This window comes from Ignavibacteria bacterium (assembly GCA_016873775.1).
Classification (GTDB): Bacteria; Bacteroidota; Ignavibacteria; order UBA10030; family F1-140-MAGs086; genus JAGXRH01.
This window is the reverse complement of the sequence record VGWC01000030.1, coordinates 13,196-28,454: the sequence shown is the minus strand read 5'-3', so window position 1 is coordinate 28,454 and position 15,259 is coordinate 13,196. Positions and strand designations below refer to the sequence as shown.

The following is a 15,259-nucleotide window of genomic DNA, read 5'->3' as shown; positions in this document are numbered from 1 at the left end:
GCGCGTGGAGCAGAGAGAACGGAGCAAGGAGGAGAAAAGCAAGTATGTATGTTTGTAGTTTCATAAAATATTTTTATAAACCTTAATAGCAAAATGTATTTCCAATCGCTCTAACCTTATCACCTTATATTATCCATTGCAAATAAAGTGATAAGGTTAAAATGGTTGTAGTCGCTATTTTCTACTAAGGTTGTTTCAAACGATAAAGTTTTTCAATTTCTATTTCACTCCTACGGAGTTTAAATTTTTTGACACTTCACTTTCTATAAACATATCATCCCTACGGGATTATCAAACTCCGTTAGGAGTGTTATGTTTATAAAAATCATACTCGGAAATCGTTTTCAACTCCGTAGGAGTGGCATAATATCATTTCAACTCCGTAGGAGTGGCATAATAATTTTTCCAATTACTCATTTCAACACTGCCAACACTTTATCAAAAATACTTTTCGCAATCACAAAAATTTCCTTCGCTTGTTCTTTCGTAGGGAAACCCGAAGGTAAAATTCCGTGCTGTGAAGGATAACGCATATCAATATAAATGTCTTCAATCGGAAGAAATTCTTCTCGGGTAAGTGGTAGTCTTGTTTTTACTTCTCCTGGCAATACATCAAAGAGTGTTAAGACATTATGAATCTTCGGAATGGTCAAGGAATGTTCTTCTAACGTGGCTTTCAATATTTTTTCAATGGCTTGCTGGCAATGAAAAAGAACTATGTTCGCATAATACTCCTCTTGCATGATGTCCTCTGCTAATGAAATATCGCGCTGAGCAAATTCAATCCATTCTGTTGTTTTTGTTTTCATACGAGTCGAACACCATTGTTGTTAATTTCCCGAATAAAGTAACTATCCACATCAACAAGTTTGCTCCATTCGTCTTTTGAATACACCAACAAATCCATCGGAATTTTCGAGCGAATATCTATTATTGTTCGAGATACATTTATTCTTCGGTCGCAGTATTCCTTGTAACTTTGCGCCATTCCTTGCTCATCTAACACAACCACCAAATCAATATCGCTATCTTCATGCGGCGTTCCCCAAGCATAACTTCCGAAAAGAATAATATCCTTCACTTTGAAATTACTCGTCAAGCGCGAAACAATTTCTTGTTTGATTTGTTCGTTGAAAACTATTCCGTTCATAATTGCTGGCAAAATTTATTCTTTTCTTTTTCCAATTTCAAACTACAGACTATTTTCACTTGAGTATTTCCCCCGTTACCATACTCCAAAAAAGTAAATCGAGTTCGTCCATCGAGATTTTTACTTTTTTGGAAAACGCGAGAAACTGTTGTTCAATTTCCAAATATGTTTTTCTCGAAAGTGTTTTTGGTAGCGATTGCAAAACTCCGCAACGCAACAACCCTTTCAAAATATGTCTATCAATAATTGCCAATTCGCGTTTGCCGATGTTGCGAAGAAAATGCGATGATTCTTTGTATCCCATTCCTAAAACATTCTTCACTAAATATTCTCGCAATTCGTACGGTGATTTCTCTTTTGAAATTTCAGAAAAATGATTCGCAAAGTCTTCTTTCAGTGCTCGCAAGTGTTTTGCTTTTGTATTGTGAAAACGAATATAAAACTCTTTGCTTCGTAATATATCTTCGAGTGGGAAATCCTCGTGTTGAAAATCTTTTTCTTTCAACACACGAATTGCTTTATCAGCACTTTCAGCTTTTGTTTGCGGCGTGAGTAAGCAATAGGCAAGTTCGTAAAAATATTCGCTTGGTTTTATTTTTGCGAAGTCATTTAATCGTCGTTGGATTGGTTTCTTCGACTTTAAATAAAGCCTTCGTAACTCGAAAATAGTAATTGGTAATTGGTCATTCGTCATTGGTAAAACTAACTAACGAGCAAACGAGCTAACCAACAAACACAAAACACACATCTCATATCTCATATCTCAATTCTCATATCATTGCTTCTCCATCAACATAAGTACTATTTCCCTATTTCCTTCAAGCATATCAAGCGAAGGAAGTTCGGCAATATTAATCCACAGTATTTTTTCAAAAATTTTATTGCGAATTTTCCCAGTGAAATTATCTATCAGGAAATACGAAACTTCAAACTCTCCCCCGTCGGGATAAATATTTTTTTTCTTCAACAAACATTCGCCAACGTTTGCTTTAACGTTCAATTCTTCAAATAGTTCTCGTTTCAAACATTCTTCAAGCAATTCATTCTCGTTCATTTTTCCGCCGGGAAATTCCCACTTCAACGCATAACGCGAACTTCGTTTTCGCTGACACAACAACACCCTGTCGCTCTTTTCAATTATTCCTACTGCTACGTGAATCATTTCAAAAAATTTTGGCAAGAATATACGAAGTTTCATTCGTGTAAAGTCATTTGTATTCGCTGTTTAAAAATGGATTCCTTTGTTTCTCGTTTTGAACTTATCTATATTTGTCCCGCTTTTTTTTAAAAAAAATTACAATATGCGTTTCTCTACATTTATCAATAGCATTCTTATCATTCTGTTCTCCATTCTTGTTTTTACAGGATTTCAGTGTGGTTCACCCGAAATGGAAGGAGCAAAACTTGCAGTTCAGCAAAAAAATTATACACACGCAAAAGAATTGCTGGAAAAAGAAGTACACAACAACCCAAAAAATGAAGACGCTTGGTTTATGCTTGGAAAAATTCAATGGGAACTGCGGAATTATTCGGGAATGATTATGGCATTGCAAAATGCATCAGAAGTTGGAACTATTCATTCGAAAGAAATTGCACAGTTTCGACTTGGCTCGTGGGGAAACGTTTTAAATGAAGGCGCAGCATATTCAAATCGCTCGCTGCAAATAACGGGAGATTCGGTTTCCATTTACAAGGAACTTGCTATCAGAAGTTTTCAAAATGCACTTCTGATTAATCCCGATAGCATGCTTACATACAGAAATTTAGGAACAACATATCTCACCATAGGTAAACGCGATAGCGCATTACAAATGTGGAATATCGCACTTTCAAAGCAAAAAAATATTGGACTTGCTTACGATATTGCTCGCGAACATTTTACCGAAGCGTCAAAATTACGTTCGAACTCAGAAAACGAAAAAGCAAATCATGAATTTTTTCAAACGATCAAAATTCTTGCTGATGTAAAAAATTGGAACATGCAAACAGAAGACAACGAATCGCAGGCATACTATGATGATATTCTTATCACTTCGTATTTGGAAACAGGAGATACGGCAACGGCAATGAAATCGTACGGAAATGCAGTGAATAAAGACCCAAACCATAAATTATATCGTTGGAACTTCGGATTTTTGTTGATGAAAGCAAACAAACTTGATGAAGCACAAAACCAATTTACAGAAATTATTCGCATTGACCCCGAATGGGAAGATGGATATCTTGCCGCAGGCGAAGTAACATTGAAAATCGGAATGAAACTTCAAGAAGAAGCCCGAAAGAAATTTGGTGAAAGCAAAAAAACAGATGCGGTACTTGACACAACATTTAAATCAACAATACGAAAAGCAATTGAATATTTTGAAATCTTCACATCGAAAAATCCCAACAATGCAGGAGCATGGACAAATTTGGGAACTGCATACGTTATCGCAGATGGTAACGATAAGCGTGGAAAAGTTGCTTACGACAAAGCGGATGCACTGAAAAAATAAAATGATTAACTATTCATTCACATCAATACATTATGAACGAACAAAATCAGCCACAACAAATTAACATCGAACTTTCAGAAAAAGAAGCAGAAGGAATTTATTCCAATCTCGCAATTATTACACACTCGCCCGCAGAATTTATTATTGATTTTACTCGCGTACTTCCCGGAGTTCCGAAAGCAAAAGTTCACGCACGTTTAATAATGACGCCACAACACGCAAAATTTTTAATGAGTGCATTGAGAGATAATATTGACAAGTACGAAAAACGTTTCGGCGATATCAAAATTCAGGGTGAAGGACCAAGCGGAGGATTTGGTTTTATGCCTCCAACCAGCAACGAAAAAATTCATTAGAACACTCAGTATCTGAACTTTGAATTGGGGAATACCAACACTATAAAGCGAACTCGAGCATCACTTTTTCGCTTCGTACTTTTTTTGTAACCACGAAACTTTTTTTTCATTGCACCGTAATTTCTGTTTAGTTCTCCATGCGCATCTTCCGTATGTTCTGTATCATGGAACATGGCCTCACGGAATGGATTGGATACACGAAGCCGTTGCCGGAACATATATTCCGTTGTTGCAACATTTCGATGAACTTCTCGAAGAAGGATATCATCCGAAAGCAACAATCAGTATATCGCCTGTACTTGCAGAACAATTGTCGCACACTCATTTTCAGGAGAATTTCGTTCTTCATCTCAATCAGCGCATTCTTGCGGCGCGACTTGACGAACGATATTTTTTGAAACTTGGAGAAAAAGTTCGACAAGCAACTGCACAGTTTTGGATTGACCATTACTCAAACATCAAGCATCTATTTCTTCACCGCTACGAAAAAAATATCCTTAAACAATTCAAACGTTTGCGCGATGCCGGAGTTCTGGAACTTATCACAACAGCAGCAACACATTTATATTTACCGCTCGCAAGATTTGATGAAAATATCCGCGCACAAATTTCCATCGCAATCTCACTTTACAAACAATATTTTGACGATACACCGAAAGGAATGTGGCTTCCCGAATGTGCGTATCGTCCGCATTATCGTTGGAAAAATCCCGTGCTTTCTTCCGTCGAAGAATACGAACGAAAAGGAATAGAAGAATTTCTTGCTGAAGAAGGAATAGAATATTTTTTTACCACTTCGGCAATGATAAACGGCGGTATCACAACCGGATTTCATCAAAAGAAAAATGACAACAATGATTGGAACTATACGATTGATGATGGACAAGATATTTTTCCCGACACAAAAAGTCCGTTGGAAGTATATTATGTTCAATCGCAATTAGGAAGCGGTAAAAAAATAGCCTTGTTCACTCGAGAACCAAATACCGCAACGCAAGTTTGGAGCGGTATTATGGGATATCCAGGAAATCCGACATATTTAGAATTTCACAAAAAAAATTTCCCCGGCGGGCATCGGTATTGGAGCGTAACAGATTCAAAACTTGATTTAGGTAAAAAACAATTGTATTCGCAAGAAAAAACCGTTGAACACGTTAACGCACAAGCAATTCATTTTGTTAGTACTGTCACTGATGTTCTTCAAAAACATTTTGAGAAAACCGGAAAACAAGGAACCGTTTGCGCACCGTACGATGCTGAACTTTTCGGGCATTGGTGGTTCGAAGGACCTAAGTTTTTGAAAAAAGTTTTTCAAGAACTCGAACAACAGCAATTGGCGAACGTACACACAGTAAGCGAAGTATTGCAAGGGATTTCTGCCGCAGAAGTTATCGCGCTTCCGGAAGGTTCGTGGGGAGAAAACGGAAATCATTCCGTGTGGTTAAACGATAAAACTGAGTGGACGTGGAAAATGGTGTATGATGCGGAGCAAATGTTTCGCAACGTATTGAAAGAGCATTTTTTGCATTTCAATAATTTATTGGAACGAATTTTGCAACAAGCGGCGCGTGAGTTGCTGATACTGGAAGCATCCGATTGGCAGTTTTTGATAACGCAAAAATCGGCGAAAGATTATTCCGAAGAACGGTTGCTCAAGCATTATAGTAATTTCAATTCGCTGATAGTGATGGCAAAAAAAATTCTCGCAGGAGAAACGCTTTCCGACGAAACGAATACGTTATTACGTTCGTACGAAAAATGCATTCCAATCTTCAAGGAAATTGATTTGAATCATTGGAAATAATTTTTTCCAAAAACGCTAAACGTATTTTCACCGAAAGTTTTCTTTCAATTTATCTTGATTTTCAGAAACGATTAAGATATATTCTTCACAAGTTTTTTTCATTATATAAAACGATTTTATGAAACGTATGTATCCAACAATTATTATTGTCATTTCTGCATTCATTTCGTTTCAATGTTTGCCCAAATTTGATGAGCCCATCGCTCCGCAATGGGATACGCAATTGACTCTTCCGATAATGGACACGAGTTATACATTAGCAGATTTAATTACGAAAGATTCAAGCGTCATAAAAATTGACAGTGCGACGAAAGAAATTTTATACAAGACTTCTTCGCCAGCCAATCCATCCACCGTTGGCGATGCTCTAATCATTCATCCGGAATCTACGCCGCCAATTGAAATGCAGATTGGGTCGTTTCGAGTGCAAACGCCCGGAGAAATTTCCAACACAATAAAAATTTTCGATACTATTCCTGCGCCTCCTCCTCCGTTTCCCGATACGATGACGCTTCCCGCGCGCGATACATCGTTCATGCAGCAACTTGCAATATTTTCGGAATTTGAGTTTGTAAAAATTGCTTCAGGTTCTCTTCGTTTGAAAATAAAAAACAATCTACCCGTTGCCATCAGTTTTCCGGATCCGGTAAATATCACAAACGCAGTTGGCGGAACTTCTGTTGCATCGTTTTCATCGCTGGGAACAATTTTGCCGGGCGATTCTGCAATGGTTTCGGAAAATTTAAACGACACGATAAAAAATTCTCTGCAATTGTATGCGCACGTTCTCACGAATAGTCAACTTATACAACTCCCTTTGGGTGAAGACCAGGCAAAAATTTCTTTTTCTATGGAAATATTGAATGTCGTTGCAGTCGCAGCAAGGGCAAAAATTCCTCAGCAAAATGTAACGGGAATAAAAGACTCCGCAGATTTTTTCACTGATTCAACTTCGCAGCCAACATTAGTTCAGTTTGCAATGTTTAAAGAAGGAACAATGTTTTTTATAGTTGAAAATTTTGTGGACTTAAATATTGGAATCAAACTCAAGTTGGGAAATTTTACGAAACGATTTCCGCCGTACGATACATTGCTGATTGACAATCAGATTCCGCGTTTGGACAGTCTTGTTGTTCCGATAAATATGCAGGAATATCAAATTACATTTCCTTTCGGAGCAACAAACAAATTTGTTTACGAAGCGCGCATCAGCAATTTGGATTCTGCTAATTCATACAGAACCATCCACAGCACTGATGTAGTACGAACGTATATCCGTATCCCAACAAATTCTAACTTTGTTCTTCAATCCGTTCAGGGAAAAGTTACTCCGTTTCAATCGTCAATTGATGAAACACTTTCCGTTGATTTGGCCGACGTGGACCCGCATTTCAGCGGCAACATACGTTTTTCTGGATTCAAAGTTGATTTGGGATTGTTTGTCGGCGGAGGCGTAAAAACGGCGCTCAATATGAAAATTATTGGAATAAATGAAAACACAGGTATCATTGATTCGATATTTATTCCTGCAGGTCAAGATACTATTTTCCCGAATGTTTTCAATACCATTAATTTGGTTATTGACCAATTTCTTGCTTCATTCGCATTTCCGGATTTGCCGAATAAATTCATTATGAAAGGCGTTGCAACATTTAACCCGAATTACGAATCGGGATTTATTGCCGATACAACATCGTTGTTCGGCACGATTGATTTTACAATTCCAATGAAATTAGGAATAGATAACGCTCAATTTCTTGACACGACTGAAGTAGAAACCAATTTCGACAAAGAAAATCTTAGTGATGTGAACTATGGAAATATTGCCTTCGCATTCGATAATAAACTTCCCATTGGAATTACGTTTACTTTTGATATGGTGGATAGTGTTTGGATGAGCGGCGATACCATCAACGGAACAAATTTTCATCAACAATTTATCATTGATTCTTCGTATGCTTCGCAGGGACTTCCATCACGCACGCTTTCAAAAATCGAAGTGTTCAACAGTGACGCGCAAGATATTGCAAACGGTGACTTTATCATCTTTAAATTGCTGATGCAAACTTCGGGAAATAGTGTTGTTGCGTTTCATTCAACGGATAATATTCGTGTACGAATTACTGCAAATCTTTCGTATCGAGTAAACGGAGAAGATAATGTCATTCAACAAAAAATTGTTCACTCAAAAAGAAAAGGAGAATAACAATGAAGACCACATTCGCCTTTGTATCGCTTTGGATATTCTCCACGTTCCTCGTTGCAGGAGAACGCACTTCCATTTCCGGTGTGTCGCAAAGCAATTCTACTGTTTCAACAACCGGAGGAATTGACGCTGTTGGAATTAATCCCGCACGTCTCGGGCGCTTTGACAGACCTCGAATGTTGGATGAAATGATCATCACTATTTCGCACGATTCGCTTGTGCTTTTTCGCGAACTCGCAGAAACAACTCGCGTGTACACACAAACAATTATGAAAGATTCCGTGTTTTTGTTCGACCTCATTACTTCGACAAATCACGATACACTTATTTTTGATGGCGATAGCGCAACGGTTTTTCAAATTTCTCATGACACCATCATTGTTCAAACCGAAACACGACAGGTTCCACACGACTCGACATTTTATACAAAAGAGACGTATGAAGTGAACAACAGCAAAATAGAAATCGCACGACACGACACAACAATATTTGTTCCCGAAGAACTACCGAATGTTACTCTTTCTCTGCTGCCTGCACTCAGTTTCAATTTCGGTACAGATTTAATAAACTACGATATCTATTCAAAATATTTTACCGGAACAATTGTAAATGGAAAAAAAATCGGAAAATTTTTAACGAACGAAGACAAGCAAGATGTACTCTCAATTTTTCCCGAAGGACTTGCCGAAACGCATTTCGATTTCGAGACGCGATTATTCGGTTTATCCATTCACAACAATGATATCGGAAACTTTGCTTTTACTGTTACCGAACGATTTAATATGAATCTCGAATTGCCGAAAGATTATCTTCGGCTTCCACTTTATGGATTAGATTCTTCCGGAAGTTTATACAGTTTAAAAGGAACATCCATCAATGCGCAAGAACTTCGCGAATATGCTTTTACCTATGCGCGAGAAATTCCTGAACTCATTCCCTACGTCGAAGATTTTACTGCGGGCTTTTCCATAAAAATTCTTCAGGGATTATTCTATTTCGATTTGGATAACTACGATGTTCAATTCGGCAACCCTCGAACCAACGATTCTATCGGAAGACCAATGTATGATATTTACGGCTCTGCAAATATTCATTATTTCGCTTCCGTTGCTTCCGTGTTCGATTCTGGCGCATCGTTTTCTCCATCGCCGCACGATGCAGGAAATGCGCTTGCATTCGATTTCGGAATTTCGTTGCGTGTGTTCGAAAAAGTTCGCATCGGAATGAGCGTTCTCGACATAGGCGAAATGCAATGGTCGCGGTTTCCAATCGAGGGTTCGTTCTCTTCTCAAATGAGAATTTCTGATGTTACAAAAAAAGAAAGTCAAGATAGTGTTGATGCGTTCCTCAATGATTTGGAAGAAAATATTTCCGAATTAAAAGGCGATACAACTTCATCCTTCTCCTCCGAACTCCCAACAGCATTTCTTTTCGGAGCATCAATGAGAACAGATATTCCGTATTTGGGAAACTGGCTTCTTGCAATTCAATACAAACAAGGATTTAACGATGCGCTCGGAAATTCCAAACGTGCGCGCATTTCTTTCGGAGGAGAATATCGTCCGTGGAATTTTCTTCCCTTGAGAATGGGGGTTGCGTTCGGTGGAAAAGACCGGTTCAGTATTTCCGGCGGCATTGGCTTGGATTTTTATTATTTCAATTGGGATATCGGTTCAGAAAACATCGGTTTTCTTTTTACTCCGAAAGGTTTCCAGCAATTTTCATTCGGAACAGGAATACGGTTGCGATTTTAATTTCTTCTTTCGCTTAAATAATTCTTATTAAAAAATGAAACGAAAGACACATTGCTTTTCGTTATTTCTCTCATTTTTTTTCGGTGTTCTTTTCCTTCAGTCGCAGGAAAAATTTCGAGTCATTCCGGAAGCGGGAACAAAATTTTCCGATGGATTATTATTATACAAAGAAAAAAAATTCTCCGAAGCATACGCTAAATTCAGTACCATCGTTGCAACGTTTCCTCCAAATCAGAGAACGAGTGCATCATACGTAATGGCAGCGAAATCACTCTTTAACAACAAAGAATTCGAGCGAGCAGCGCACACACTTGAAACATTTTTTCTACACTTTTCCGATAGCAAATTTAGCGATGAAGCGCGATTTCTTCTCGCAAAATGTTATGTTCAGTATAACCAACACCTTCCAGCATTTCGTACCTATCTTTCCATCATAGAAGATACAAGTAGTAAGTACCGAACCACGGCACTTTCTGCTTCCGAAAAATTTGCTGAAACGAAACTTTCTCTCGCTTTGCTCGAGCAAATTTCCAGAAATGAACAATGGATAATTTCTAAACCGCATTTACTCTTTTATCTCCTAAAAAAAAACTCATCGCTTGGAAATATTATTGAATCGGCGAAACTGCTCGATTCACTCAAAAAATTACAACTCGAACCTCAACTCAAAAAACGAGTAGCGCTCTTTTCCATTGCGGCGGAAAAAATTTATCGTTTCGCCGTTCTGCTTCCGCTTTCCGGCGCGTCCTCAGATATTGGTAAAAGCGTTTTGGAAGGAATTCAATTTGCATTGCGTGAAGTTCAAAAAAAATTTTATCCAAAAATTCGTTTGGAATTATTCGTTCGAGATACCAAACAAGAATCGTTCACTGCTTCGTTGAAAGTTGAAGAAATTGCTGGCGATAGTTCGGTTATCGGTATTCTTGGACCGTTATTCAGCAATGAAGTTGTTTCCGCCGCAGTAACTGCGAACACTTATGCGATTCCGTTACTTGTTCCCACGACTTCTGCAGATACGATTGCTACACTCGGCTCGTATATTTTTCAACTTACTTCGTCGTACGAAACACAAGGAAAAGCAATGGCTTCGTATGTTGTGAACGAGTTGCAACTGAAAAACGTCGTCATTCTTTCAGCGAATGAGCAACATGCAATTTCATCGGCTAAGGGTTTTCTCCAAGGAACAGAATTATTCAAAGGAACCGTTCTTGCGAGTGAATATTTTCCATCGAACATTATCAATTTGAAAGAACAAATAACTTCTATTCTCAAAACAACGAAAGGGAAAAAAATTGATGCACTCTACGTTTCTCTCGGAACTTCGGAAGATATCGGAATTATTATGGCACAGTTGAAATATTTCAACATTCGCGGACGTGTGTTCGGCAATAGTGAATGGAATCAACGTTCGCACTTATTTATGTACAAACTTGATGCTGATGGTGTTACGTTTTCTTCTGATTATTTTGAGAATGAAGAGCAAGTACGTTCGCTTGCATTTTCGCTCAAAAAACAACCGCAAAAATATTTTCTTTACGGTTACGATGCATTTATGACGCTGTATCGTCAAGCAGAAAAAACACCGTCTCGTACATTGATTGCAGAACATCTTCCATTACTCAATGAATATCAAAATGCACATTCGTACATTGCATTTCGTAAGAAGCGAACAAATCAGTTTGTTCATATATTGCAGTTTACCAATGGAGAAATAAAAAAAATCGGAGAAGCGTTTGCAAATGAAAAATAATTTGACCGTGAAGGAAACACCGATTTATCTTACGATAAAAGAATGGAACGAAGGTGAACGACCAAGAGAAAAACTACTCAAACTTGGTGAAGAATCGCTTTCTGTCGCTGAATTACTTGCAATTCTCATTCGGAGCGGATTTAGAGGTTCCAACGCCCTTGATATCGCAAAATTTTTAACTCAAGACCGTTCACTTTTGCAATTGTCGAAACTGCGAGTTGCTGACCTGAGAAATACAAAAGTTGCTGTTTCATCGAAAGGGAAAGATATTTATTTGGGAGAAACACGCGCCACCATTCTGAAAGCAGCATTCGAATTATCAAATAGAATTAAAGGAGAAAAAAGAGCAGGTGATAAAAAAATATTTACTCCTGTACATATCTTTGAACACTTTTATGGAAGACTTGCCCATCTTCAACACGAAGAATTTCACGTATTGTTACTCGACAGTGCAAACAATTATATTTCCGACAAGCGCATCACGCAGGGAATACTCAACGCCTCACTCGTTCACCCGAGAGAAGTATTTAGTATCGCAGTTTCAGAACGAGCCGCTTCTATCGTACTTGTTCATAATCATCCTTCGGGAAATACAGAACCCAGTTCTGACGATATACGAATCACAAAACAACTTGTTGAAGCAGGGAAAATAATGGAAATACTTGTTCATGACCACGTAATTATTGCCGGCGATTCATACACAAGTTTTGCGGAGCGACGGTTAATATAATTTTTTTAATTTAAAATAAATATTTGTTCTGTTGTCTTGAGAAGTTTTATTTTGTAACTTTTCCCCGCAAAATTTTATTTACTTAGATATTTACTCAGATATTGTTATGATTCAAAAATTTATTTCATTTCGAATATTGACGATGATACCTCTTTTGAGTGGAATGTTGTTGTTCTCCAGTTGCAGCAATAAGCCCACCGACGAAGAAATGCGTCAATTAGTTTCTTTACGAGCAGAAGTTGCACACTTACAACTGGAAATTGAAGCAAAGCAAAAAGAAAAAGAAGATTTAGAAAAACAAGTCAACGAGAAAAAAGCAAAGTTGCAAACGATTCTCGACGAACAAAAAACAGCACAATCGAAGTAAAGGACCAACATTATGAAAACACTTTTCAATTTATTTACTATTTTTTCGTTGTCATTTACTCTTGTATTTGCGCAAGATGAGCCGTTAACAAAAGAAGAATGGCAAAAACAAATAACCGAATTTACTTCAAAACGCGACGCTGCAAAATCGCAACTTGATAAACTCCATAAAGACATTGAGGATTTAAGTGCTCAGTCAATAGAATTAGACGCAGATATTATTGCGGCGGAAAATACATTATTTGAAATGTACGGAATGACCCGCGCTGAAGTAGAAGCCTTCGATAAAGAACTGACAAAACACGAAACTCGTATCCAAGAACTTATGCATATTTCTGATGAAGAATTATTGAAATATAAAGACGAAATTCTAAACACAATAAAACGCGTGGATGAAATGGCAAGTATGAAAGTTGCTCAACTTCCTCGATTTGCAAATCGAATTTCCTCGCTGAAAGATAATATTGCGAATTTGATGCGTTCATCATCCGGCGCACCACTTTTTTCAGAAGAAAAAACATACATCGTTGGTACGTGGGCAAAAAACCGCGATTGTCTATGGAATATTGCAAAGAAACCTGATATTTATGCAAATGCGTGGATGTGGCCCAAAATCTGGCAAGGAAACCGTGAACAAATTCAAAACCCGGATATTATTTACCCAAAACAAAAACTGAAAATTCCTGAAGGAAAATCTCTGACGAAAGAAGAAAAATCTGCTGCTAACAAGTATTACAGCAAAAAGGTAAAGAATTTTTAAAATTGAAGTTTTTTTCTTTTAAAAGTTACCCTCCTTTGCTTTGAACAAAAGCAATCGAGGGTTTTCTATTTTCAATCACATTAGCGACTAATTCATTTCAAACATTTGGCAGAAAAAAAGATAAAGATTCCCAATGTAGATATGCTTTCGTTAATCGGTGTGAACGATGCAAATCTCAAAACCATCGAAGAGCATTTCGGTGCAAATATTGTCGTGCGCGGTGATACAATTACCATTCAGGGAGATAATCAGCAAATTGAACACATAGAAAAAATATTTAAAGAACTCACGTACATTTTAAATAAAAATGGAGAACTTCACACTAGCGATGTAGAAACCGTTATTGATTTGATTCTTGTAAACGGTGATGGAGCAATTCCCAAAAATATTGCCGCAACATTGCAACAAAATGAACTCGATAATGTTGTTCTCTATACTCGCAACGGAATTATAAAAGCAAAAACTCCAAGACAACGAGAATATTTGCGAACAGCGAAAGTAAATGATATTGTCTTTGCTATTGGTCCTGCCGGAACTGGAAAAACATATTTAGCCGTTGCGCTTGCAGTAGCGGCATTGAAAAATCACGAAGTCACAAAAATTATTCTTGCTCGTCCTGCTGTGGAAGCGGGAGAAAGTTTAGGATTCCTTCCGGGTGATTTGCAAGAAAAAGTAAATCCGTATTTGCGACCGTTGTATGATGCGCTCAATGATATGATTCCGTTCGATAAACTGAAAACATACATTGAAAAACAGGTTATTGAAATCGCGCCACTTGCGTATATGCGAGGAAGAACGTTAAACAATGCTTTTGTCATTTTAGATGAAGCGCAAAATGCAACAAGTATGCAAATGAAAATGTGTTTAACGCGATTGGGAATAAACTCGAAAGCGATTATTACGGGTGATATTACACAAATAGATTTACCATCAAAAATAACCTCTGGTTTGGTGGAGATTCGAAATATTTTGAAAAATATTGATGGTGTTGCGTACGTGTATTTCGATAAAAGCGATGTCGTGCGCCATCGTTTAGTAAAAGAAATTCTCAACGCATACGAAAAACATTACAATGGAAAAAAAGAAGGCGAATGATTTATTTCGATTGATGCTTCTTTGCTTCATTCCACAGTGCATCCATTTCTTCCAAAGAACTTTGATATATATCTTTTCCCCGCTTCTTTAATTCTCTTTCAATGAACTGAAAACGTGTAATAAATTTTTCACACGTTCCACGCAAAGAATTTTCCGGTTGAACATTGATGTAACGAGCATAGTTGACAAGAGTGAAAAGCAAATCGCCAAACTCATCTTCAATTTCATCGTACTTTCCTTTGTCCACGGCTTCGTGAAATTCACCAAGTTCTTCCTCAAATTTTTTCCACGCATCTTCTTTATTGTTCCATTCAAAACCAACTTTTCCTGCTTTGTCCTGCAAACGATACGAACGCTGTAACGCTGGAAGTTCTTTAGGAATGCCATCGAGAATAGAATTTCTTCCCTCTTGCATTTTCAATCGTTCCCAATTTTGTTTTACTTCCTTTGCATCTAATACTTCAACTTCTCCAAACACGTGCGGATGCCGATGAATAAGTTTTTCACTTTCTTTTGCAATGACTTCTTGCAACGAAAACTCATTTGTTTCTTCCGCGATTACTGAATGGAGAACAACGTGTAGAAGTAAATCACCTAACTCCTTTCTTAATTCTTGCAAATCGTTATGTTCGATTGCTTCGATAGTTTCGTATGTTTCCTCAAGCAAATTATGCCGAATCGAAGTGTGTGTTTGCTCTCTATCCCAAGGACAGTCTTTTCTTAAGCGTCGAACTATTTCAACAAATTTTTCAAATTCTTTTATGTGCATGTTAGAACAATAATTTTGGCAAAA

General features: G+C 37.6%; 15 protein-coding genes. 10 read left to right on the top strand and 5 right to left on the bottom strand.

From position 1 onward, the window contains the following. Positions 1 to 413 precede the first annotated feature (413 nt). The 4 genes from FJ218_05965 to FJ218_05950 form a co-directional block, all read right to left on the bottom strand. Positions 414 to 809: a HEPN domain-containing protein gene (locus FJ218_05965; protein MBM4166444.1), complete on the bottom strand. Its 396-nt coding sequence runs from the start codon at positions 807 to 809 to the stop codon at positions 414 to 416. Next, positions 806 to 1,150, bottom strand: coding sequence for a nucleotidyltransferase domain-containing protein (locus FJ218_05960; GenBank protein MBM4166443.1), 345 nt, complete (start codon positions 1,148 to 1,150; stop codon positions 806 to 808). Before FJ218_05960 ends, FJ218_05965 begins: the two co-directional genes overlap by 4 nt. A 55-nt stretch (positions 1,151 to 1,205) precedes the next feature. After that, positions 1,206 to 1,844: an N-glycosylase/DNA lyase gene (locus FJ218_05955; GenBank protein MBM4166442.1), complete on the bottom strand. Its 639-nt coding sequence runs from the start codon at positions 1,842 to 1,844 to the stop codon at positions 1,206 to 1,208. An 81-nt stretch (positions 1,845 to 1,925) separates the two neighbouring features. Then, positions 1,926 to 2,348: a (deoxy)nucleoside triphosphate pyrophosphohydrolase gene (locus FJ218_05950; GenBank protein ID MBM4166441.1), complete on the bottom strand. Its 423-nt coding sequence runs from the start codon at positions 2,346 to 2,348 to the stop codon at positions 1,926 to 1,928. A 103-nt stretch (positions 2,349 to 2,451) separates the two neighbouring features. Here FJ218_05950 and FJ218_05945 point away from each other — a divergent pair, with 103 nt between their 5' ends. From FJ218_05945 to FJ218_05900, 10 genes are all read left to right on the top strand, one after another. Next, positions 2,452 to 3,645 (top strand): tetratricopeptide repeat protein, encoded by a 1,194-nt coding sequence (locus tag FJ218_05945; protein MBM4166440.1) that lies wholly within the window; start codon positions 2,452 to 2,454, stop codon positions 3,643 to 3,645. A 32-nt stretch (positions 3,646 to 3,677) separates the two neighbouring features. Continuing rightward, positions 3,678 to 4,001: a DUF3467 domain-containing protein gene (locus FJ218_05940; GenBank protein MBM4166439.1), complete on the top strand. Its 324-nt coding sequence runs from the start codon at positions 3,678 to 3,680 to the stop codon at positions 3,999 to 4,001. 109 nt (positions 4,002 to 4,110) lie between these two features. After that, on the top strand, positions 4,111 to 5,805 hold the full coding sequence (locus tag FJ218_05935) for a DUF1957 domain-containing protein (GenBank protein MBM4166438.1): 1,695 nt from the start codon (positions 4,111 to 4,113) through the stop codon (positions 5,803 to 5,805). A 118-nt stretch (positions 5,806 to 5,923) separates the two neighbouring features. Further along, complete coding sequence (locus FJ218_05930) at positions 5,924 to 8,011, top strand: hypothetical protein (GenBank protein MBM4166437.1); 2,088 nt, start codon at positions 5,924 to 5,926, stop codon at positions 8,009 to 8,011. A 2-nt stretch (positions 8,012 to 8,013) separates the two neighbouring features. After that, positions 8,014 to 9,765 carry a hypothetical protein gene (locus tag FJ218_05925; GenBank protein ID MBM4166436.1) on the top strand — a complete coding sequence of 584 codons (1,752 nt, stop codon included), beginning with the start codon at positions 8,014 to 8,016 and terminating at the stop codon, positions 9,763 to 9,765. 34 nt (positions 9,766 to 9,799) lie between these two features. Beyond that, a complete protein-coding gene (locus FJ218_05920; protein MBM4166435.1) occupies positions 9,800 to 11,515 on the top strand; it encodes a hypothetical protein in 1,716 nt (571 codons plus the stop codon). Next, positions 11,505 to 12,245: a DNA repair protein RadC gene (radC, locus tag FJ218_05915; protein MBM4166434.1), complete on the top strand. Its 741-nt coding sequence runs from the start codon at positions 11,505 to 11,507 to the stop codon at positions 12,243 to 12,245. The genes FJ218_05920 and radC overlap by 11 nt, the downstream gene beginning before the upstream one ends. Before the next feature lie 142 nt (positions 12,246 to 12,387). Continuing rightward, positions 12,388 to 12,612, top strand: a complete 225-nt coding sequence (locus tag FJ218_05910; GenBank protein MBM4166433.1) for a hypothetical protein — start codon at positions 12,388 to 12,390, stop codon at positions 12,610 to 12,612. Between the two features lie 12 nt (positions 12,613 to 12,624). Further along, entirely contained in the window at positions 12,625 to 13,371 is a 747-nt protein-coding gene (locus tag FJ218_05905; GenBank protein MBM4166432.1) for a LysM peptidoglycan-binding domain-containing protein, read from the top strand. A gap of 105 nt (positions 13,372 to 13,476) precedes the next feature. After that, positions 13,477 to 14,466: a PhoH family protein gene (locus tag FJ218_05900; protein MBM4166431.1), complete on the top strand. Its 990-nt coding sequence runs from the start codon at positions 13,477 to 13,479 to the stop codon at positions 14,464 to 14,466. Position 14,467: 1 nt separating this feature from the next. On the opposite strand, the gene mazG is transcribed toward FJ218_05900, so the two are convergent. Next, on the bottom strand, positions 14,468 to 15,235 hold the full coding sequence (mazG, locus tag FJ218_05895; protein ID MBM4166430.1) for a nucleoside triphosphate pyrophosphohydrolase: 768 nt from the start codon (positions 15,233 to 15,235) through the stop codon (positions 14,468 to 14,470). Positions 15,236 to 15,259 lie beyond the last annotated feature (24 nt).